Below are 19,922 nucleotides of genomic sequence, written 5' to 3' on the forward strand. Positions count from 1 at the left end.
TGTGGTCGTCATTGCTCTGCCGCCGCGGGCATGATATGGTGAAGCGTAGTGGAATGAAGGGAAGAGTGAAAGGCATGGACGAAAAAAATACGGATTATAGTGCCAAAAAAGGAGCATTACTGGAGCAAGGGCTTATCAGCCCGCAAGCTCTAGAACTCATCACTGAGCTGGAGACAGAGCTGAACTTTCTGCGCAAGCAAAATGAATCATTTCGCAAGGCGCTGCGAGCCAAATCAGCACAAAGTCCAAGGATGTCTACCAAATTACGAGATGCGCTGTATGAATGATATGGAAAGAGATCTGGATTAAATGGTTAACTTTTTTGTAGCCTATGCCTAAACGCTATATTTTGTACAGTGAAATAAAGAGAGTACAATAAGCTGTATATAATCAATTGTTAATGGAGGAGAAACATGACTATACATTGTGATGTCGCTATTTTGGGTGGAGGAACCGGGGGGTATGTAGCAGCCATTCGTGCCGCCCAGCTTGGTAAAGAAGTGGTTATCATCGAAAAGGACAAGCTTGGCGGAACCTGTCTGCACCGTGGTTGCATTCCGAGTAAGGCCTTGCTGCGCAGTGCGGAAGTATATGCGACAATTAAGGAAAGTGCACAATACGGTATTGAGACATCGGGAGCACAGCTTGTATTTCCCAAGGTTCAGGAGCGTAAGGAAGCCGTTGTGGAGCAGTTGCATCAGGGCGTTCAATTTTTGATGCGTAAAAATAAAATTACGGTGCTGAGCGGTAAGGGACGCGTGATTGGGCCGTCTATATTTTCTCCAAAAAGCGGGGCAGTTGCTGTGGAATTAGAAGATGGCGAGATGGAGACGATTGTTCCTGCACATCTCATTATTGCAACGGGATCACGCCCGCGTGTGCTGTCCGGGCTAGAGCCAGATGGCGAATTTATTCTGAGCAGTGACGAAGCGTTAACGATGGAGGAGCTACCCGCATCCCTGATTATCGTGGGCGGTGGTGTGATTGGCGTGGAGTGGGCTTCCATGCTAAATGATTTTGGCGTAGAGGTTACGGTGGTTGAAGCCGCGAATCGCCTCATCCCCACGGAAGACGAAGACGTTTCGCGTGAAATGCAGCGCTTGTTAACCAAGCGTGGTGTCAAGGTGCTGACGGGTTCACAAGTGCTGGCTAAAACATACGGCAAAGATGAGGAAGGCGTACAGATTGACGTGCAAAAAGGGGAAGAAACCGAAACCCTCAGCGCTTCCAAATTGCTCATTTCTGTAGGGCGTCAGGCCAATGTGGAAAATATCGGGCTGGAAAATACGGATATCCGCGTAGAGCATGGCTTTATCTCGGTTAATGAGCATTTGCAGACGAATGAGCCACATATTTACGCCATTGGAGATTGTATCGGCGGCTTACAACTGGCGCATGCGGCAAGCCATGAAGGTTTGCAGGCGGTTCATCATCTGGCGGGCGAAGAGTTTCACAGTGTACCTAACCATCTGATTCCGCGGTGTATTTATACACGGCCTGAAGCCGCGAGCGTCGGCTTAACGGAGCAAGAAGCCCGTGAGCGTGGACATCAGGTGAAGACAGGGAAATTTCCTTTTCAAGCTATCGGAAAATCGCTAGTATACGGCAGTCGGGACGGCTTCGTCAAAGTAGTGGCCGACGAGAAGACCCATGATATTCTCGGTGTACATATGATCGGTACGCATGTGACGGATCTGATCAGCGAGGCCGCTCTTGCGCAACTGCTGGATGCTACGCCGTGGGAAGTCGGACAGCTTATTCACCCGCATCCGACGTTGTCGGAGATTTTGGGAGAAGCGATGTTGGCCGTTGATGGGCAGGCGATTGGCATATAGACCTTTCAAATAAATCGGTGCTTTTCTTTTTGGGCAGAAAAGGATTATAATGGGGTTAGCCAGAGTTTAGTACCAGGTTTTAAGACAAGATGGTACTAGGTATTGGAAGTAGGATGTTTGACACTTAAGGAGGTGCCTCAATGAGTTCTAAAGGCGCTGTAGACGCTGGCTTCAGACATGAGCAGCTGGGACTTACTCACGGACAAGTTATTGATATGTACAGATATATGTTGCTCGCAAGAAGATTTGACGAGCGCAACATGCTCCTGCAACGGGCAGGGAAAATTAATTTCCACGTTTCTGGCATTGGACAGGAGGCGGCACAAGTAGGTGCAGCTTTCGGCCTTGACCGGGAAAAGGACTATTTTCTTCCCTATTATCGGGATTATGGATTCGTGCTTGCGGTAGGAATGACGCCGCGCGAACTGATGCTGTCGGCATTTGCTAAGGCAGATGATCCCAATAGCGGTGGTCGCCAGATGCCAGGTCATTTTGGTAGTAAACGGCTACGTATTGTGACAGGCTCCAGCCCAGTAACGACACAGGTTCCGCATGCAGTGGGTGTAGCTTTGGCTGCCAAAATGCAGAAAAAGGATTTTGTATCATTTGTTACGTTTGGGGAAGGCTCCAGCAATCAGGGAGATTTTCACGAGGGCTGTAACTTTGCTGGTGTACAGAAGCTGCCAGTCATCATTATGTGCGAGAACAATCAATATGCGATATCGGTTCCGATTCATAAACAGTTGGCAGGCAAGGTAAGCGACCGTGCATTGGGATATGGATTCCCAGGGATTCGAGTCGATGGTAATGATGCGTTGGCCGTATATGCGGCGGTGAAAGAAGCACGGGAACGTGCTGTCCGTGGTGAAGGTCCTACGTTGATCGAAGCCATGATGTACCGTCTGTCTCCTCACTCCACCTCGGATAATGATCTGGCTTACCGAACCAAGGAGGAAGTGGATGAGAATTGGGCCAAGGATGGCGTAGCCCGTATGAAAAGCTACTTGATTGAATGCGGCATTTGGGATGAGGCCAAGGATGCGGATCTGTCGGCTGAGCTGCTGCTCGAAATCAAGGAAGCGATTGAATATGCAGATAATGCGCCTTTTCCAAAGCCCGAAGATACGCTGCTGCATGTGTATGCAGATAGCGATGGGGAGGGCCTGTAACGATGGCGATTATGGAATATATTGATGCGATTCGTCTTGCGATGAAAGAAGAGATGGAGCAGGATGAAACAGTTTTTGTATTAGGTGAGGATGTTGGGGTGAAGGGCGGTGTCTTTACAACGACAAAGGGACTGATGGACCAATTCGGTGAGCAACGTGTCATGGATACGCCATTGGCTGAGTCGGCTATTGCCGGGGTAGCGATTGGTGCAGCCATGTACGGAATGAAGCCGATTGCTGAAATGCAATATTCGGACTTCATGCTTCCGGCGACGAATCAGATTATTAGTGAAGCAGCTAAAATCCGCTACCGCTCTAACAACGATTGGAACTGTCCTGTTGTAATTCGCGCACCAATCGGTGGAGGGATCTTTGGCGGTTTGTATCACTCTCAGTGTCCAGAATCTATCTTTTTTGGTACGCCGGGTTTGAAAATTGTTGCTCCATTTACACCTTATGACGCAAAAGGATTGCTGAAAGCAGCCATTCGTGACCCTGATCCAGTGCTATTTTTTGAAAATAAAAAATCCTACAAGCTGATCAAGGGTGAAGTGCCTGAGGATGATTATATCGTTCCGATTGGCAAGGCTAATCTATTACGTGAGGGTGACGATATTACGGTCATCGGTTATAGCCAGCCTTTGCATTTTGTCATGCAGGCTGCTGAGGAATTGGAGAAGGAAGAGGGCATTACTGCACAGGTTGTGGATTTGCGCACACTCCAACCGCTGGACCGCGAAGCCATTGTTGAGGCTGCACGACATACGGGTAAGGTATTAATCGTGCATGAGGACAACAAAACGGGCGGCATCGGTGCCGAGGTATCGGCTATTATTAATGAGGAATGTCTGTTCGAGCTGGATGCACCGATTGAGCGCCTATGTGCTCCTGATGTGCCAGCCATGCCGATTAGCCCACCGATGGAGAAGTTTTATATGTTAAACAAGGATAAAGTGAAGGAAGCCATGCGCCGTCTTGCAATGTATTAATATAGGGAAGATTGGACGAAAGCATTCCAAAAGTGTAGTGGGGTAGCGGTAAAACGCGCCCTTCTATGATGTTAAGGAGTTGAAAAAATGTCAGACCAAACACAATGGAACGACGTGACCATGCCACAATTGGCAGAATCGCTCGTATCGGCGACAATTGCCAAATGGCTCAAACAACCTGGGGAAACGGTAGAGCAATTCGAGCCGATTTGCGAGGTTATTACAGATAAAGTGAATGCAGAAATTCCATCCACATTGGACGGCATTATGGGTGATCTGTTGGCAGAGGAAGGTCAGACAGTAGCGGTAGGTGAGTTAATTTGCCGTATTCAGACGAAGTCGGCTGCACCTGCAGTGGCATCAGGGGCGACACCTGTTGCACCAGCATCTCAAAGCACCGTACAAACACAAACTCAGCAGAGTGCTGGATCGGATCAGTCCATGAGAGGACGGTTTTCCCCAGCGGTGCAAACCCTGGCTGCTGAGCATAATGTGGACTTAAGCCAAGTACCAGGCACGGGCATGGGGGGACGAATTACCCGCAAAGACGTGCTGAATTATGTGCAGCGGGGCAGTTCCGCTGCCACTGGAGCATCTGGACAGCCGACTGTGACGGCAACAGGACAAGGCTCTCCTTTTGCAGGAAGACAGCAGTCTGCCCCTCAGTACAGTACACCGATTCAAAATATGGACCCTGCTATTCCGGTTCGTAACAGTGGGATTCATTTGACGGAGGCTCCAAAAGCTCCTGTGATCGAAGTTGAGGGTGGCAACAATAACAGATCCGAGTATTTTATTGATGTTACACCCATTCGCAGTGCAATTGCTCGCAATATGCGACAAAGCGTTTCGGAAATTCCACATGCATGGACGACGATTGAGGTGGATGTGACCAATCTGGTGATGCTCCGCAACAAGATTAAAAACGAATTTAAGCAAAAAGAAGGAATTAATATTACGTATCTGGCTTTCCTCATGAAAGCAGTCGTGAATGCAATCAAGGAATATCCGATTATGAATTCGGTCTGGGCAGTGGATAAAATTATCGTCAAAAGAGACATCAATATTTCGCTAGCCGTGGGTACAGAGGACTCCGTTCTTACCCCTGTTATTAAAAAAGCGGATCAGAAAAATATTGCTGGATTAGCTCGTGAAATTGACGATTTGGCACGTAAAACCCGGGAAGGCACGCTCAAATTGGACGACATGCAAGGCGGAACGTTCACTGTAAACAACACAGGCTCCTTTGGTTCCATTTTATCTTATCCGGTGATTAACTATCCGCAGGCTGCAATTCTTACCTTTGAATCCATTGTCAAAAGACCCGTGGTTATCGATGATATGATTGCAGTTCGCTCAATGGCTAATTTGTGCTTGTCGCTGGATCATCGTATTTTGGATGGAGTGATCTGTGGACGATTCTTGCAACGGGTTAAAGAAAATCTTGAAGGCTACACTTTGGATACGAAGCTGTACTAATCATCCGAACAGTTGAGGAAATGTACGGAGAGGAAGTGACAGGCCGTGAACAGACGACCGCTTGATGTAACCTATACGAATAGGATGGAATATGCCCATGCATGGGATGTCCAGAAGGAGATTGTGGGAAAGCTGGATGCGGGAGAGGCAAGAGAAACGCTTATGCTTCTCCAGCATCCACCGACCTACACGATTGGCTCTCAGCGGCATCCTGAGCATTTGCTCCTCACACCAGAGCAACTGAAGGAGCAGGGAATCAGCGTCTTTCAGATTGACCGTGGGGGAGACATTACATATCATGGGCCGGGGCAGCTTGTCGGATATCCTCTACTTATGCTCGGCAACCGGGAGGCGCTGAATCTGCATGGATACCTTCGAAGTCTGGAGGAAGTGATCATTCGGTTGTTGGCATCTTATGGGGTTGAGGGAAGTCGTAAGCCTGAATATACGGGGGTATGGATCGGGAATCTTAAAATTGCGGCCATTGGTGTCAAATTCAACAAGTGTAAGCACCGCCGGGGCTTCGTAACCAGCCATGGCTTTGCCTTTAACATCAAATCAGGGATACAGCATGAGGGCTTTGAGGGCATTGTCCCGTGCGGAATTCAGGAATACGGTGTGACATCATTGGAGGACTGCATACAGAAGCCTACGTCGGTGGAGCAGATTGCGAAGGAAATTGTACCGTACTTTGAACAGCAATTTTCATTTGCTGCGCAATGGCAAACGCATTCTTTCCAATAAAGGTAAGGCGGGCTATTGTGTATTTACACGGGAGCCCGCCTGTTTGCTTTACGTAACAGCTCGTCCACTCAAGGCTTCATAATGCCTTAGAGCAGCCGGATACCTTGAGCGGTATAGTTATTATAGTGGCATAATAAACGGCTCAATTACCATGAACAGTGTAGAACCAATCATAGCTGCGAGCATAATGTAGACGAAAAAACGAACCCATTTTTTGTTCGACATGTGTAACTCCTTTAGGATAGGTTTAAGTCATAGATAAGAACATCTATCCGTATTGTAACGTAATCGGGAAAGAGAGGAAAGTTTAATGACAGTAAAAGTAGTAAAAGACCGAATCGTACAGGAATTTATGGAACTCGTACAGGTGGATAGCGAAACGAGAAATGAGCAGGAAATATCACGCGTCCTAAAAGAAAAGTTTAATGCTCTCGGGCTGGAAGTAATGGAAGACGATTCTCGTGAAAGAACTGGACATGGTTCAGGCAATCTGATCGTCACCTGGAAAGCGGAAGGTGTAGAGCAAGCACCCAAATTATTTTTTACCTGCCACATGGATACCGTTACTCCGGGTAAAGGCATTAAGCCGCAGTTGGGTGAGGATGGCTGGATTCGTAGTGACGGTTCAACGATTCTGGGGTCTGACGACAAGGCGGGAATTGCTGCTTTGTTCGAGGCGATTCGTGTCGTGCGTGAACAGAATATTCCCCATGGTCAAATCCAGTTCGTGATTACGGCTGGCGAGGAATCTGGTTTGATGGGGGCACGTGCGATGAAGCCAGACGTGCTAGATTCTGATTTCGGATATGCTTTGGATTCGAATGGTGAGGTCGGCTCTATTTGTATAGCTGCCCCCACGCAGGCACGTATTGAAATGAAGATTACTGGGAAGTCCGCTCATGCGGGGGTAAATCCCGAAGATGGCATTAGTGCCATTCAGGTCGCTTCTAAAGCAATTTCTAAAATGAAACTAGGACGGATTGATAAGGAAACGACCGCTAACATCGGCAGTTTTGAGGGCGGCGGCGCGACGAATGTGGTATGCGATTTTGTGTTGATCCGTGCAGAGGCACGTAGTATTGTGCAGGAAAAGGTTAATCATCAAATTCAGCATATGCGTGAAGCGCTGGAAACCACCGCACGCGAATTTGGTGCACAGGGAGAGTTCCGCAGTGAAGTCATCTATCCGGCATTCAGCTTTACGGAGCATGATGAAGTTGTACAGGTTGCACAACGTGCAATTCAAGGACTGGGACTGGCAACGCCAACCTTTCATTCCGGTGGTGGCTCAGATGCAAATGTGTTCAACGGGCTTGGAATTCCGACGGTGAATTTGGCTGTGGGCTATCAGAACATCCATACAACAGAGGAAAAGATCAAGGCCGATGACCTGGTGAAGGTTGCTGAAGTTGTCGTAGCTCTGATTCAAGAAACCACAAAATAAACTTGTATCATACACTTGCAATATATTGAAAAAAGGTTCAGGTTAAAGACAGGAACAGTGTTCCTTCGTCTTTAGACCTGAACCTTTTTTGGAACAACTAGCGAAGCGATAGTGGCTGTAGGTCCGTGTTCCTTTTGCCATTGGCGCAAGAGTGCTTGAATCTGCCAAGCTTTACCAACGATATGGAGGGTGCTTTCAGTACGGTAGCTTTTCATTTCTGCATCTCCTCATGACAGGAAGTTTGTTATTCTACCACCAGCTTATGTACAAAGTGGACAAGTTAGACTAACTTTGGTGATAATTAATAAAGAAAGATAGATATGAAGGAGGAAACTTACTGATGAACGAGCAAACGAATGGACAATTGAACAATTCAACAAACGATGCACCTCGCAAGCCTTATTCGAATCCTGCGCTAGACGAAAAGACCGTGTCCACACAGCCTATCTTTGAGGGAAAGGTTATTACATTACAGGTGGACACGGTAGAGCTTCCCGACGGCTCCACTGGAAAGCGTGAGATCGTAAAGCATCCAGGTGCGGTGGCTGTTTTGGCTCTACATGAAGGGAAAATGCTGGTCGTGGACCAGTACAGACAGGCGATGGGGCGCTGTGAGGTGGAAATTCCTGCAGGTAAGCTGGAGCGGGGTGAAGACCCGATGGAAGCAGCGGGACGTGAGCTGAGAGAAGAGACAGGTTATACTGCCAAGTCGTTGAAGCTGCTGCATTCCTTTTATACCTCTCCTGGGTTTGCGGATGAAATCATTCATCTGTATGTGGCCGAAGAGCTGGAGTTAGGTCAGATGGAACCGGATGAGGATGAATTTCTGGAGCTGTTTGAGGTGACGCTGGAAGAAGCACAGACGCTCATTCGTGAAGGACGGATTAGTGATGCCAAAACGATTCTGGCCGTCTATGCATGGCAACTCCGCCAACTTACAGGGAGCTTCTAAGCGTATGGATGAAAATATAGTAGAACTTAACGACTACTTTGCAGACTTGCATATTCATATTGGCAGGACAGAGAAGGGAAATCCGGTCAAAATTAGTGGCAGTCGCGATCTGACCTTTGCCAACATAGCTAAGGAAGCCTCCGGTCGCAAAGGAATTGGGCTGATCGGTATCATTGACTGCCATGCACCTAATGTACAGGAGGATATTCGTACCTATTTACATACGGGTGAAATGAAGGAAATCAGCGGCGGCGGTATCGCATACCAGGATACGGTTATTCTCCTTGGCACGGAGCTGGAAATACGTGCTGAAGGTCGCCCTGAGGCGCACGTACTGGCCTACTTTCCAGATCTGGCGGCGATGGAGGATTTTACCCAATGGCTGGCCCGGCATATGAAAAATGTTAATCTCAGCTCACAACGAATCTATGCACCGCCACGCGAGTTGCAGCAGCAAATTTACGGACGTGGAGGCATTATGGTGCCAGCGCACGTGTTTACTCCTCATAAGGGCATATACGGCAGTTCAGCGGCCCGTATGGAGGAACTGCTGGATATGGAGCTCATTAGTGGGGTGGAGCTGGGACTGAGCGCAGATTCGTCTATGGCCGGTTTAATTTCGGAACTGGATCGCTTCAGCTTTCTCACGAATTCAGATGCCCATTCACTCGGGAAAATCGGACGAGAATACAATAAATTATCACTGGCGAAGCCGTGTTTTGATGAATTCAGAATGGCTTTGGAGCGGCGGGAAGGACGACGGGTGCGTGCCAACTACGGATTAAATCCAAAACTGGGCAAATACCATCGCTCTTACTGTCAAAGCTGCGGTACGATTATTGACGAGCAACAGATGGCGGATGAACGCTGTCCTGACTGTGGTCATACCAAGCTGGTGCGAGGAGTGCTGGATCGAATATGGAGCATTGCCGACCGTGAGCAACCCATGATTCCCTCCCATCGTCCGCCGTACATTTACCAGATTCCACTGGAATTTATTCCAGGTCTGGGCAAAGCCAAGCTGAACCAGCTATTGGCTGCATTTGGAACAGAAATGAATATTTTACATGAGGTTACACAGGAGGAGTTAGCAGCAGTCGTCGGAAAAGTGCTGGCAGAGCAAATTGTGCTTTCACGCGAGGGGCGACTGTCGCTTGTATCCGGTGGTGGTGGAACATACGGCAAAATAGCTAAGTCCTAGTAAAGTCTTGTCCCTCTAAAGGCATATCAGCGTCTGCTTGTTCATAACCATAAATTATCTATGCCGCTGGCTTGGCACATCATTCGTGATGTTTGATCCGCAGCGAAAGCTGCCCCATTTCTAGCCATCAGCCGTCGGATTACGGTTGTTTTTTGGACAAACAAGCAGATGAAAGGGGCAGGACGCCGATGCAATGGTTTCGTCATACGTTAAAGGATCAGACGCCATATTATGTGTTCTTGGCTGTGCTGTTTCTGGTGGGAGTCGTCTTTGGCGCACTTATGGTAAACGCACTCTCGCTGGAGCAGTTACAGGATTTGTCCCGTTACCTGAAGGATTTTTTTGTAACGGTCAATCAAAACGAACAGGGCTTCGCTGATTCGCAGGCGGCTTCGACCTTTTGGGATAGCGTATCTTTACATCTGAAATGGGTCGGCCTAATTTGGGTGTGTGGCCTTTCGGTTATTGGTCTACCGGGTATTCTTGTATTGAATTTCCTCAAGGGTGTGCTAATCGGATTTTCAGTAGGTTATCTGGTGGGGCAATATTCGTGGAAAGGACTGCTATTTTCTTTGGTTTCAGTTGCTCCCCATAACCTGCTCGTGATTCCGGTACTGCTCGTCTGCAGCGTGGCTGCGATGACTTTTTCCATCCATATGATCAAAACCAAAATACTCGCTACCCGGCCGTCAGACGGAATGCTGCGTCCGTTGCTGTCTTACGCAGGGTTGACTGCTGTGATGATCGTGCTTCTTATTGGTAGCGCGTCCTTTGAAACTTGGATCACCCCGGTTATGATGCAATGGGTCACTCCTATGCTGACAGCTTCCGTGTCATCTTGATCCGTTTCAAAATGTTTGACTTTATTTGTATAGACCCCCTATAATAATAGGAGTGAAAAAAGTGCAGTAGGCAGTAGCTTTGCAGGGGGAGGGAGACACATGGAAGCACGGATCGAAAAAATTAAGCAGCAGCTGCAATCCCAGGGCTACAAACTAACGCCTCAGCGGGAAGCCACCGTCAGAGTTTTACTTGAGAACGAAGATGATCATCTGAGTGCGGAAGATGTATTTATGCTCGTCAAAGAGAAAGCTCCCGAAATCGGTCTGGCAACCGTATACCGTACCCTAGAACTGCTAAGTGAACTGCATGTCGTGGAGAAAATTAATTTTGGTGATGGCGTTGCGCGTTATGATTTGCGCGGCGATACAACCAAACATCACCATCACCATTTGATATGTGTGCAGTGTGGCAGTGTAGATGAAATACTGGAAGATTGGCTTGGACCATTGGAGGAGCGCTTGGAACGGGAATATAACTTTACCGTAGTGGACCATCGTTTGGACTTCCACGGTATTTGTTATCGTTGTAAGGCGAAGAACGATACGACCGCTCAGAAATCTTTGGGCAAATCCAGAAAAAACAAATCTCAGGACTAAAAGCTGACTACCCAAGCTCTCACCGACGAAGATGCGTTCGGGAGAGCTTTTTTGGTTCGGAGCCTGTTGTTCGGGATTAAGCGGTATAAAAAGGAATAGCTTGTCATACCCTTCCATAGAGAGTCCTAATTAGGACCATATTCTGGGGAAAAGGCGGCTGATCCACATGGTACTATCGTTGCGGAGCGGACTAAAATGGCTACGTTTGGTAATCTTGTTCGGGGCGCTGGCATGTATGTTCTTTTTTAGCCTCAGGCTGTTTACAGATTGGATAACACCTGTAGATCATTACCGAATACCGGAAGGACATGCAGTGAAGGTATTTGGCGGACAAAAAGTAAATGAAGGGTCCGAGCATCGAATAGCAGTGTTGGAACGTTTACGTTTCTTTTACTGGTATGGTGAATAGTCTAAGTAATCGGTCTTGATGAGCTTATGAAATGATGAAGGTAGCACACGAAGAAGCAGGCGCTGAGACTGAACCGCTGTATGCAGAACAAGGAGACTTTTGGAACTCATGAAAATGTACATTCAACCTTTCGTTCAATTTATGGAAGAGGAAAAGGGTTTGTCGCGCAGCACTTTGGAAGCGTATCAACGAGACGTACAGCAGTTTGTCGAGTTCGCAGAAAGCTGTGGTATTGAGCAGCCGGATAATGTCCAACGGTCACATCTGGTACTGTATTTGGGCCATTTGAAGGAACAGGGAAAGGCTGCGGCGACAATATCACGTAGCGTCGCCTCCATTCGCTCCTTTTTTCATTTTCTTATTCGGGAGGGAATTACGATCCATGATCCGTCTGTTCTGCTGGAGCTGCCCAAAGCGACTAAAAAGAAGCCCTCGGTGCTAACGCAGGATGAGATAGAGCGTTTGCTGGCCGCGCCAGATGTGACTGCCCCGCAAGGGGTGCGAGACAAGGCGATGCTGGAGTTGCTGTATGCGACGGGCATTCGCGTATCAGAGCTGATTGCCTTAAACGTGCGTGACGTGCGCACCGATTTGCGCTTTGTGCATTGTGGCGGCGAGGCAGGCAAGGAGCGTGTTGTACCGATCAGCCGTGAGGCATCACAGTGGGCACAAGCCTATATGGACGAGCAGCGTCTATTATTGCTGAGATCCGGGCAGGGTGAAGAAGCTCAGGTAGAGCAGGATGCCATGTTCCTGAACGTATCTGGACAGCGTCTCAGTAGACAGGGCTTCTGGAAAATGATTAAGAAGTACGGCCAGGAAGCAGGCATAAGCGAGGATATCACGCCCCACACGCTGCGGCATTCCTTTGCGGTACATATGCTGGAGGGCGGAGCGGACTTACGCTCTGTACAGGAAATGCTGGGTCATGCTGATCTGTCAACGACGCAGGTATATGCGCAGACGGCCAGACGGAATATGAAGGAAGTATATGAAAAGCATCACCCGCACGGCGGCAACCGCACTTCTCATGAAAGCAAAGATCGAACATAACGATACTTTGGTTTCATAGAAAATGTGATAATGACTATAACTTTACGATTGTACAAGTCAGGAGAGATATTAATGTCAACAGCCAACCAAGCTACAATTCAGGAAGCAGCAGATTATATCCGCGCCAAGAGCGGAATACGTCCAGAGATTGGCCTTATTCTGGGATCGGGTCTCGGTATTCTGGCCGATTTAATTCAGGATGGAATTAGTATTCCTTATCAGGATATTCCCCATTTTCCTGTATCGACGGTAGAAGGTCATGAGGGTGAACTACTGTTAGGCACGATTGAAGGTCGCGCTGTCGTCATGATGAAAGGGCGCTTCCATATGTATGAGGGCTATGGCCCGCAGCTGACGGCTTTCCCAGTTCGGGTGATGAAGCAATTGGGGATTCAAAGTCTGCTGGTGACGAATGCAGCAGGTGGTGTAAATACTTCCTACGAAGCAGGCGATCTGATGGTCATCTCGGATCATCTTAATCTGACAGGACAAAATCCGCTGATTGGACCAAACGATGCCGGTCTGGGCGTTCGTTTTCCAGATATGTCGGAGGCGTACAGCCGCCGTTTGCGTGAAATTGCCAAGCAAACGGCTAACCAACAGGGCTTCAGCCTGCAGGAAGGTGTATATGCTGGATTGCTGGGACCTAACTATGAAACGCCTGCTGAAATCGTCATGCTGCGTACACTGGGTGCAGATGCAGTGGGTATGTCGACCGTATCTGAGGTTATTGTAGCCCGTCATGCAGGAATTGAGGTACTGGGCTTCTCTTGTATCACAAATATGGCCGCAGGCATTCTGGATCAGCCTTTGTCCCATGGTGAAGTGATGGAGACGGCAGAGAAGGTACGTGAGCAATTTTTAAAACTTGTGCTAGCGATTATTCCACAAATGTAGATTGGGGATCATGTTCAACCGAAGTGGTGGACATATATCCCAAGAGCCCCATATCCAAACGCCTTTTGATGGCGTGGGTATGGGGTTCTTTTTTACATACAGCGGTTGATTTGAGTAACATCTCCTAATGGAGAGGCTGTGTGCTCAATGCAGTTGAATTCGCTTTTTCTGCTACAGCCAGTTTATGTCGTTCTTGCACCTTGATCACAATAACCATAAAAATAATCCAGTAAATGGATAGCGAGTTCAGGAAACGGCTGTCCGTTATATTGTTCAATATGATAAACAGGAAAAAAACAGCTGCCGTCAGCCATGTATACATATCTGCTTTGCCAATTCTAAATTTAAATAAAGTGGTTATGGCGAGTGTAATGGTTGCCAGTAGTCCTGTAAGGCCCACATCGATCCACAGATCTCGGAAACCGCTATGGCTGCTTGTCAGATCAAAACGAATTCCATTCGCATAGATACTGGGCCGGGCTGCCCAGTAGGAGCCATAACCATGTCCGAACCAGTAATGGCTCTGAATCGCACCAGCAATCCCCTGCCAGATTTCCGTTCTTCCAGTTAAGGTCGTTGTTTTTCCGAATTCCGACGCAATCGCATCTCCAAAAGTAAAGGTGAACACCAAACCCAAAAGAACGAGTAAGCAGGAACAGCTAATGAAGAAACCACGCAACGCAATGCTTCGGATTCTCTTGAATAGCAATATAAACAATATAAATACGAAGAACGAAGATGTCAGCATCAAAGAGGTGGTAGATTGGCACTTGATGAGCAATAAGGCATTGAGTAAGATGAAGCCAATATGCAAAACTTTATGTTTACCCCTGAAAAAGTAAATGACATGTGAAACAAAACCTAACAGAGAGAGAGTTCCGAGTGTATTTTTATGACCAGAGATGCCCTTCCATAGCCCAGTATGTTCCACGCCACCATGAATAGCAAAGGAGGGAACGAGCAAAACGGCGAGTAAATTGAGTATGCTCAAAATACTTAACGTAACGACTAAGAGACGAATGCAGCCCTGTATTGTATAATGGGTGGCCAAATAGAGCCCAAAGGTAGAGAAGGCAAGAAATTTGAGAACCATCAGCAAGGAAGAGGTCTGCTCTTGTTCAGCCCACAAACAGGAGGCAGCGATGTACAGCATGAGTAAAGTCAGCAACGGATTGTCGGCTAAGGTTGCGATCAATGATCTGAGTGAAGGTAGTAGCATGATATAGCTAAACAACAAGATGAGCAGGGAAATCGTGATAACTCTGGGAGACAAACCCTGACAAGCATAGGGAATCGAAAAAGCCAGTAAACCAGCTACTGTAAGTATATGTTTCACGGTTCCACCGCCTAGATACGTTATGTATCTATAATATACAAAACGTATCTTCTTGTACAATAATAATAAAATATTTATTTTCATTTTTCCCACGCCTAGAGCAAGCCCTCTTGTGCATATACTCAGTCCATGCTAAGAAAATGAAGGATTCTTCGGCTGGTCAAAGAGGAACTTTTTACGTTTTTAAACATGGGGGTGTTCGGGTGGCGGATCATTTTTTTACAGACCGTTTGAAGTTGAATTTGAGTGGTACGGGCAAAGAGTTAACGCCGCAGCAATTAAATGAAAATTTTAAAACCATTGAAAAAGAATTCATTGAACGCAGTGTAAACGTAAGCTGGTTTGGAACTGCTGGTGATGGTATTCAGGATGATACGGCAGCTTTGCAGGAATTGATTAATAAGACCCCCGATTATTCTATTCTTCACATTCCCAGTGGACGATACAAAATAACCTCTACCCTACAGATTCGCAAGCAGGGTGTACGCATTTTTGGCATTCATAAGGGCAGATACCGACAAGGCAAAGGGGTTACGTCGATTGAATATTATGGTACGGGCCCTTGTTTTCAAATTGGAGATGAAAGTCTACCAACGTTTAGCGGATTTCAAAATGTGCAGTTTCATGACTTATCGATCCGGTACGAGGGGGCTGACAGAGCCACATTAAATAATCCGTTTTCGCAGTCGGTGAAGCGTGGATATTATGGTAAAGGTACTTTGGGTATTCAGGATTGGAAGGGCGGCGGAGTTGCCCTGGATAATGTCCTAATTGAGCATTTCGAAACGGCTTTTTGGGGCTACGAAAGTGATGTCAATTTATTTAAATGCACAGAGATTAATTACAATAAAACAGGGATTCACTTGCAGAATAGAAGTTCACAGTTTACTAGCATAGCGCTTTTTACATTGGGGAACGATACGGCATTGGATCTGAATAGCTCCAACGGGGCTAGATTTTTGGCTAGCCAGCACATTAAGGATGGAAGTTCCAATGATATTCCCATTCTCATTAATGATTTTATGAACGCTGAATTTATAGGCTGCTGGTTTGAGGGACTAAGCAGAGAGCATAAGATGACAGTACCTTCTTTTATTCAAATTGGTGCTACTAAAGAAACCAAAAATGTGGCATTGCGTGACTCCATTTTAGCGATAGCGGATAAATTCAATGATACCCAATCCGTATGTAACTATTTTGTAGATGTGGTCATTGGCAAAAAAGTTTTGGTGGACGAGGTGGGAGGGTATCCCCGTAATCTAAAAAAGCTTATTTCTTTCTCTGGTAGTTCTTCCACACAGCAGGTGACACTTCGCTCACATTTGGATTTTAACTATAACAATAATCGTTATGACGAGAATAATGGGACAGGGCAGGCTTTGCTGCTGGTCGAGAAATACTCGAACAACGGAATTGAGCATTTGGACGAAACCTTTGTTAAAGCCTACCTGGGAGCGAGACAAAATCTTCCGGCAGGTAGTTGGCAGAAGGTGAAGTTCAATCAAATCAACCAGGATGAGCTGATCGAATTCGATGCGGTGAATAGTCGATGGCGAGCCAAGCGAGCTGGGAAATACAGAATACAAGTCTACATTTCGACCGATCCCCAAGTTGATGGAAACCGTACACGGTTAGCACTTCACTTGAATGATGAGCAGCTTGCCGGGAGTTCCGCCTATGCTTATCTCGATGACAGGATAATTGGCGGACTGAACTATAGTGCATTGAGTGGAGCAATGGAACTTAGACTGGAAGCGAATTCTTTTATTGATATACGGGTGTTCAGTCAAAATGCAATGGATATTCTACCAGGTGGAGGTATCACATATCTCACCGTAAGCCGAATTTAAACAATTATTTCACAGACGATAGATGTTCTGTCATTTTAGATATTGGAAAATGCGCACCATGCTGACTCAGCTTGGTGCTATTTGATGTTTTTAGTCATATGGAATATTTTTCTTTCATTCTGACGACAATGGTTAGCAGCACAGCGAATAGGCCGGAGGAGTAAGTAAATAGGCTCCGGTGGTTTACGCCAATATGTTGAGGAGGGAACCGATTGTGAAGAAAAAAGTGGTGGCGTTCATCCTGGCTTGCCTGGTAGCCTTGACTGCCGTCCCTGTCGGCGGTTGGGCCGAAGAAAGCATACCTGATAGCAAAACCAAAGAGGGATCAGCGGCTGAGCTAGCTCCCCAGGCTCTCTCGGCGATCCTGATGGATGCAGATACGGGCACAGTCATCTATGAAAAAAACAGTCGTGAAAAGCTTCCTCCAGCGAGCATCACCAAGATTATGACGATGTTGCTAACAATGGAGGCCATTCAGGATGGCAAGCTTAAGCTGACCGATAAAGTTCGTGCCAGCGAATATGCATCTTCAATGGGGGGCTCGCAAATTTTCTTGGAGCCGGGAGAAGAAATGACGGTCGATGAGATGCTGAAGGGAATTGCGATGGCTTCAGGCAACGACGCCTCTGTGGCGATGGCTGAGAAACTTGCAGGGTCTGAGCAGGCATTTGTTGAGATGATGAACGCCAAGGTGCAGCAACTCGGGCTCAAGGATACGCATTTTGCCAATTGCAACGGTTTACCCGTAGAGAATCACTATTCTTCTGCGCATGATATTGCGGTTATGAGTCGGGAGTTGTTGAAATACCCGCAAATTACGAAATATACGGGAGCCTATCAGGACTATTTGCGTAAGTCCTCAGTCAAGCCCTTTTGGCTGGTGAATACGAATAAACTTGTCCGTTTCTATACTGGAGCAGACGGGCTGAAAACAGGCTATACGGCAGAAGCAAAGTTCTGTCTTTCCGCTACCGCGAAGCGTGATGGCTTGCGTGTCGTGGCTGTCGTGCTCGGGGAGCCAAATACGAAGATACGCAACAATGAAGTGTCTTCCATGTTCGACTATGCATTTTCTCAATATACAATGAAATCCATATACAAGCCGGGTGAATTGCTGGGCAGCGTAAAAGTTGAAAAAGGCGTGTTGCCAGAGCTGAAAATTCAGGCTGATCGTTCTTACAGTGTGCTGGTGAAAAAAGGTGGCAACAAACAAACGTTGCGTCATGAATTGCAACTGGCCCCAAGCCTCAAAGCTCCTGTCCGGGCTGGTGATCCAGTTGGTAAGCTGGTCGTCTATCAGGATGGACAACGGCTTAAGGAGTTTAATATCACTTCGCCTGTGGCTATCGAGAAGGCCGGATGGTGGAAATTGTTTAAACGTACCATGTCGAACCTATTTTCTTTGTAGATTTTACGGGGTTTTCTTCTAGTTTTGTCGGAGGGCAGGAATCGTCTGCGGCTACGTAGAAATCCTTGTCCAAGACCGGGAGGAGAGTGAGCAAGCATGAACCTGCAAATTGAAATGGAGCATCACCGGGGGGTACTGATTGTAAGGCTGTCTGGTGAGCTTGATCACCATACGTCGGACATGGTCCGTATGCAAATGGATGAGGCGATTCAGCGCCGGCAATGCGAGCATATTGTGCTCAGCCTGAAGAATCTTCAGTTTATGGATAGCTCCGGCCTTGGCGTTATCTTGGGACGGTACAAACTGATCAAGCAAAAGGGCGGAAAAATGGCAGTCTGTGATGTCAATCCGCCAGTACACCGACTGCTGGATATGTCAGGGCTGTTCAAAATCATGCCCATTTATGACAACGAGGGAAATGCGCTCACGGAACTGGAGGTAGTGTCATGAGAGAAGGCACGGGTAACAATTTCATGAGCTTGCAGTTTGCTGCAAAATCCGAGAATGAAGCATTTGCTCGTGTGGCTGTCGCGGCCTTTATTTCCAGGCTTGATCCCACAATGGATGAGCTAAGTGATTTGAAAACCGTGGTGTCTGAAGCGGTGACAAACAGTATCATTCACGGCTATGACAGCGACCCGTCAGGTGTCGTAACGATTAGAGTCGGGATTGAAGCGGACGTGATCACGTTGGTTGTTGAGGACGCAGGCCGAGGAATTGAGGATCTAGAACTCGCCAAGCAGCCTTTATATACGTCCAAACCTGAATTGGAACGCTCCGGCATGGGCTTTACAATTATGGAAAATTTCATGGATGAGTTTGAAGCAGTCAGTGAGCCGGGCGGAGGCACGTCGGTCCGGATGAAGAAAAGGATTGAATCCAAGAAAGCTTTATATAATTAGGAGTTGATCCTATGGAAGCAGGAGGAAAAAAAACTTCGCACAGCTATTTAGAGGATGCGGAAGTCAAGCGGCTTATTGCATTGAGTCAATCCGGTGATAATGAGGCTCGTGAGACACTGGTCAATAGTAATATCCGGCTCGTCTGGTCTGTCGTGCAGCGCTTTATGAACCGGGGGTATGAACCTGACGATCTTTTTCAAATTGGTTGCATTGGCTTGTTAAAATCGGTGGATAAATTCGATCTCAGCTACGAAGTCAAATTTTCAACATATGCAGTACCGATGATTATCGGTGAGATTCAACGGTTCTTGCGTGATGACGGTACACTCAAGGTTAGCCGTTCCTTGAAGGAAACGGCCAATAAGGTCCGCAAAATGAAGGACGAGCTATCCAAACGGCTCAACCGCCTGCCTACAGTCAAGGAAGTTGCTGATGAGCTGGGAGTGACGCCAGAGGACGTTGTTTTTGCGCAGGAGGCCAATAAGCCGCCTACTTCAATTCACGAAACGGTGTTCGAAAATGACGGTGATCCGATTACACTTATGGATCAGATTGCTGACGAATCCCAGGAAAGATGGTTTGACAAGCTGGCACTCAATGAGGCCATTGGCGGACTATCTGAGCGGGAGCGGTTGATTGTGTACCTGCGCTATTACCGGGATCAGACGCAATCAGAGGTTGCAAGTCGGCTTGGTATTTCTCAGGTGCAGGTATCACGGCTGGAAAAAAAGATTTTACAACTGATCCGCGATCAGATTGCCCAATAATAACAGTCAGGATCTTAGTGAAATCCTTATGCTTACGTATTTTTAAAG

General features: G+C 47.2%; 22 protein-coding genes. 19 read left to right on the forward strand and 3 right to left on the reverse strand.

Annotation, left to right across the window (positions count from 1 at the left end):
- Positions 1 to 53: 53 nt before the first annotated feature.
- From ACWA2B_RS21015 to lipB, 6 genes are all read left to right on the forward strand, one after another.
- Positions 54 to 287 carry a hypothetical protein gene (locus ACWA2B_RS21015; RefSeq protein WP_013310799.1) on the forward strand — a complete coding sequence of 78 codons (234 nt, stop codon included), beginning with the start codon at positions 54 to 56 and terminating at the stop codon, positions 285 to 287.
- A 126-nt stretch (positions 288 to 413) separates the two neighbouring features.
- On the forward strand, positions 414 to 1,835 hold the full coding sequence (lpdA, locus tag ACWA2B_RS21020) for a dihydrolipoyl dehydrogenase (RefSeq protein ID WP_069012719.1): 1,422 nt from the start codon (positions 414 to 416) through the stop codon (positions 1,833 to 1,835).
- Between the two features lie 140 nt (positions 1,836 to 1,975).
- On the forward strand, positions 1,976 to 3,004 hold the full coding sequence (locus tag ACWA2B_RS21025) for a thiamine pyrophosphate-dependent dehydrogenase E1 component subunit alpha (RefSeq protein WP_029517281.1): 1,029 nt from the start codon (positions 1,976 to 1,978) through the stop codon (positions 3,002 to 3,004).
- A gap of 2 nt (positions 3,005 to 3,006) precedes the next feature.
- Positions 3,007 to 3,993 (forward strand): alpha-ketoacid dehydrogenase subunit beta, encoded by a 987-nt coding sequence (locus ACWA2B_RS21030; RefSeq protein ID WP_029517282.1) that lies wholly within the window; start codon positions 3,007 to 3,009, stop codon positions 3,991 to 3,993.
- 87 nt (positions 3,994 to 4,080) lie between these two features.
- Positions 4,081 to 5,472 carry a dihydrolipoamide acetyltransferase family protein gene (locus ACWA2B_RS21035; protein ID WP_340932510.1) on the forward strand — a complete coding sequence of 464 codons (1,392 nt, stop codon included), beginning with the start codon at positions 4,081 to 4,083 and terminating at the stop codon, positions 5,470 to 5,472.
- A gap of 45 nt (positions 5,473 to 5,517) precedes the next feature.
- Complete coding sequence (lipB, locus tag ACWA2B_RS21040) at positions 5,518 to 6,216, forward strand: lipoyl(octanoyl) transferase LipB (RefSeq protein ID WP_029517284.1); 699 nt, start codon at positions 5,518 to 5,520, stop codon at positions 6,214 to 6,216.
- A 120-nt stretch (positions 6,217 to 6,336) separates the two neighbouring features.
- Here the strand turns inward: lipB and prli42 are convergent, their stop codons facing one another.
- Positions 6,337 to 6,441, reverse strand: coding sequence for a stressosome-associated protein Prli42 (gene prli42, locus ACWA2B_RS21045; RefSeq protein ID WP_023989226.1), 105 nt, complete (start codon positions 6,439 to 6,441; stop codon positions 6,337 to 6,339).
- A gap of 85 nt (positions 6,442 to 6,526) precedes the next feature.
- On the opposite strand from prli42, the gene ACWA2B_RS21050 reads away from it, so the two are divergent.
- Positions 6,527 to 7,660 (forward strand): tripeptidase T, encoded by a 1,134-nt coding sequence (locus ACWA2B_RS21050; RefSeq protein ID WP_029517285.1) that lies wholly within the window; start codon positions 6,527 to 6,529, stop codon positions 7,658 to 7,660.
- A 71-nt stretch (positions 7,661 to 7,731) separates the two neighbouring features.
- Here the strand turns inward: ACWA2B_RS21050 and mciZ are convergent, their stop codons facing one another.
- The gene (mciZ, locus tag ACWA2B_RS21055) at positions 7,732 to 7,875 is read right to left on the reverse strand and encodes a Z-ring formation inhibitor MciZ (RefSeq protein WP_080658620.1); all 144 of its coding nucleotides are present in this window, start codon (positions 7,873 to 7,875) and stop codon (positions 7,732 to 7,734) included.
- A 125-nt stretch (positions 7,876 to 8,000) separates the two neighbouring features.
- Between mciZ and ACWA2B_RS21060 the strand changes: the two genes are divergently transcribed.
- The 7 genes from ACWA2B_RS21060 to ACWA2B_RS21090 all read left to right on the forward strand — a co-directional run bounded on the left by ACWA2B_RS21060 (position 8,001) and on the right by ACWA2B_RS21090 (position 13,611).
- Positions 8,001 to 8,612, forward strand: coding sequence for an NUDIX hydrolase (locus ACWA2B_RS21060; protein ID WP_449292591.1), 612 nt, complete (start codon positions 8,001 to 8,003; stop codon positions 8,610 to 8,612).
- A 4-nt stretch (positions 8,613 to 8,616) separates the two neighbouring features.
- On the forward strand, positions 8,617 to 9,813 hold the full coding sequence (locus ACWA2B_RS21065; protein WP_029517287.1) for an endonuclease Q family protein: 1,197 nt from the start codon (positions 8,617 to 8,619) through the stop codon (positions 9,811 to 9,813).
- A 188-nt stretch (positions 9,814 to 10,001) separates the two neighbouring features.
- On the forward strand, positions 10,002 to 10,655 hold the full coding sequence (gene spoIIM / locus ACWA2B_RS21070; RefSeq protein WP_029517288.1) for a stage II sporulation protein M: 654 nt from the start codon (positions 10,002 to 10,004) through the stop codon (positions 10,653 to 10,655).
- Positions 10,656 to 10,754: 99 nt separating this feature from the next.
- Positions 10,755 to 11,252 carry a ferric iron uptake transcriptional regulator gene (fur, locus tag ACWA2B_RS21075; protein ID WP_013310789.1) on the forward strand — a complete coding sequence of 166 codons (498 nt, stop codon included), beginning with the start codon at positions 10,755 to 10,757 and terminating at the stop codon, positions 11,250 to 11,252.
- A gap of 166 nt (positions 11,253 to 11,418) precedes the next feature.
- Entirely contained in the window at positions 11,419 to 11,661 is a 243-nt protein-coding gene (locus ACWA2B_RS21080) for a YqzK family protein (protein WP_341039548.1), read from the forward strand.
- Positions 11,662 to 11,769: 108 nt separating this feature from the next.
- Positions 11,770 to 12,714, forward strand: coding sequence for a site-specific tyrosine recombinase XerD (gene xerD / locus ACWA2B_RS21085; RefSeq protein WP_029517290.1), 945 nt, complete (start codon positions 11,770 to 11,772; stop codon positions 12,712 to 12,714).
- Positions 12,715 to 12,786: 72 nt separating this feature from the next.
- Positions 12,787 to 13,611 (forward strand): purine-nucleoside phosphorylase, encoded by an 825-nt coding sequence (locus ACWA2B_RS21090; protein ID WP_013310786.1) that lies wholly within the window; start codon positions 12,787 to 12,789, stop codon positions 13,609 to 13,611.
- 124 nt (positions 13,612 to 13,735) lie between these two features.
- Here the strand turns inward: ACWA2B_RS21090 and ACWA2B_RS21095 are convergent, their stop codons facing one another.
- Positions 13,736 to 14,947, reverse strand: coding sequence for an O-antigen ligase family protein (locus tag ACWA2B_RS21095; RefSeq protein WP_449292592.1), 1,212 nt, complete (start codon positions 14,945 to 14,947; stop codon positions 13,736 to 13,738).
- A 203-nt stretch (positions 14,948 to 15,150) separates the two neighbouring features.
- Between ACWA2B_RS21095 and ACWA2B_RS21100 the strand changes: the two genes are divergently transcribed.
- From ACWA2B_RS21100 to sigF, 5 genes are all read left to right on the forward strand, one after another.
- A complete protein-coding gene (locus ACWA2B_RS21100; RefSeq protein WP_029517292.1) occupies positions 15,151 to 16,797 on the forward strand; it encodes a glycosyl hydrolase family 28-related protein in 1,647 nt (548 codons plus the stop codon).
- A gap of 214 nt (positions 16,798 to 17,011) precedes the next feature.
- Entirely contained in the window at positions 17,012 to 18,205 is a 1,194-nt protein-coding gene (locus tag ACWA2B_RS21105; RefSeq protein ID WP_029517293.1) for a D-alanyl-D-alanine carboxypeptidase family protein, read from the forward strand.
- 96 nt (positions 18,206 to 18,301) lie between these two features.
- Positions 18,302 to 18,655 (forward strand): anti-sigma F factor antagonist, encoded by a 354-nt coding sequence (gene spoIIAA / locus ACWA2B_RS21110; RefSeq protein WP_013310782.1) that lies wholly within the window; start codon positions 18,302 to 18,304, stop codon positions 18,653 to 18,655.
- Positions 18,652 to 19,107, forward strand: coding sequence for an anti-sigma F factor (gene spoIIAB, locus ACWA2B_RS21115; RefSeq protein ID WP_029517294.1), 456 nt, complete (start codon positions 18,652 to 18,654; stop codon positions 19,105 to 19,107). Before spoIIAA ends, spoIIAB begins: the two co-directional genes overlap by 4 nt.
- 11 nt (positions 19,108 to 19,118) lie before the next feature.
- Positions 19,119 to 19,874, forward strand: a complete 756-nt coding sequence (sigF, locus tag ACWA2B_RS21120) for an RNA polymerase sporulation sigma factor SigF (protein WP_023989213.1) — start codon at positions 19,119 to 19,121, stop codon at positions 19,872 to 19,874.
- Positions 19,875 to 19,922 lie beyond the last annotated feature (48 nt).

This window comes from Paenibacillus sp. CMM36, from assembly GCF_053570945.1.

Bases quoted from the DNA above. Each gene is read 5' to 3' on its own strand.
- prli42 (WP_023989226.1), bottom strand. From the start codon at position 6,441: ATGTCGAACAAAAAATGGGTTCGTTTTTTCGTCTACATTATGCTCGCA.
- fur (WP_013310789.1), top strand. From the start codon at position 10,755: ATGGAAGCACGGATCGAAAAAATTAAGCAGCAGCTGCAATCCCAGGGC.
- ACWA2B_RS21050 (WP_029517285.1), top strand. From the start codon at position 6,527: ATGACAGTAAAAGTAGTAAAAGACCGAATCGTACAGGAATTTATGGAA.
- ACWA2B_RS21030 (WP_029517282.1), top strand. From the start codon at position 3,007: ATGGCGATTATGGAATATATTGATGCGATTCGTCTTGCGATGAAAGAA.
- spoIIAA (WP_013310782.1), top strand. From the start codon at position 18,302: ATGAACCTGCAAATTGAAATGGAGCATCACCGGGGGGTACTGATTGTA.
- ACWA2B_RS21015 (WP_013310799.1), top strand. From the start codon at position 54: ATGAAGGGAAGAGTGAAAGGCATGGACGAAAAAAATACGGATTATAGT.
- ACWA2B_RS21060 (WP_449292591.1), top strand. From the start codon at position 8,001: ATGAACGAGCAAACGAATGGACAATTGAACAATTCAACAAACGATGCA.
- mciZ (WP_080658620.1), bottom strand. From the start codon at position 7,875: ATGAAAAGCTACCGTACTGAAAGCACCCTCCATATCGTTGGTAAAGCT.
- spoIIAB (WP_029517294.1), top strand. From the start codon at position 18,652: ATGAGAGAAGGCACGGGTAACAATTTCATGAGCTTGCAGTTTGCTGCA.
- sigF (WP_023989213.1), top strand. From the start codon at position 19,119: ATGGAAGCAGGAGGAAAAAAAACTTCGCACAGCTATTTAGAGGATGCG.
- ACWA2B_RS21080 (WP_341039548.1), top strand. From the start codon at position 11,419: ATGGTACTATCGTTGCGGAGCGGACTAAAATGGCTACGTTTGGTAATC.
- ACWA2B_RS21090 (WP_013310786.1), top strand. From the start codon at position 12,787: ATGTCAACAGCCAACCAAGCTACAATTCAGGAAGCAGCAGATTATATC.
- spoIIM (WP_029517288.1), top strand. From the start codon at position 10,002: ATGCAATGGTTTCGTCATACGTTAAAGGATCAGACGCCATATTATGTG.
- ACWA2B_RS21065 (WP_029517287.1), top strand. From the start codon at position 8,617: ATGGATGAAAATATAGTAGAACTTAACGACTACTTTGCAGACTTGCAT.
- lpdA (WP_069012719.1), top strand. From the start codon at position 414: ATGACTATACATTGTGATGTCGCTATTTTGGGTGGAGGAACCGGGGGG.
- ACWA2B_RS21025 (WP_029517281.1), top strand. From the start codon at position 1,976: ATGAGTTCTAAAGGCGCTGTAGACGCTGGCTTCAGACATGAGCAGCTG.
- xerD (WP_029517290.1), top strand. From the start codon at position 11,770: ATGAAAATGTACATTCAACCTTTCGTTCAATTTATGGAAGAGGAAAAG.
- ACWA2B_RS21035 (WP_340932510.1), top strand. From the start codon at position 4,081: ATGTCAGACCAAACACAATGGAACGACGTGACCATGCCACAATTGGCA.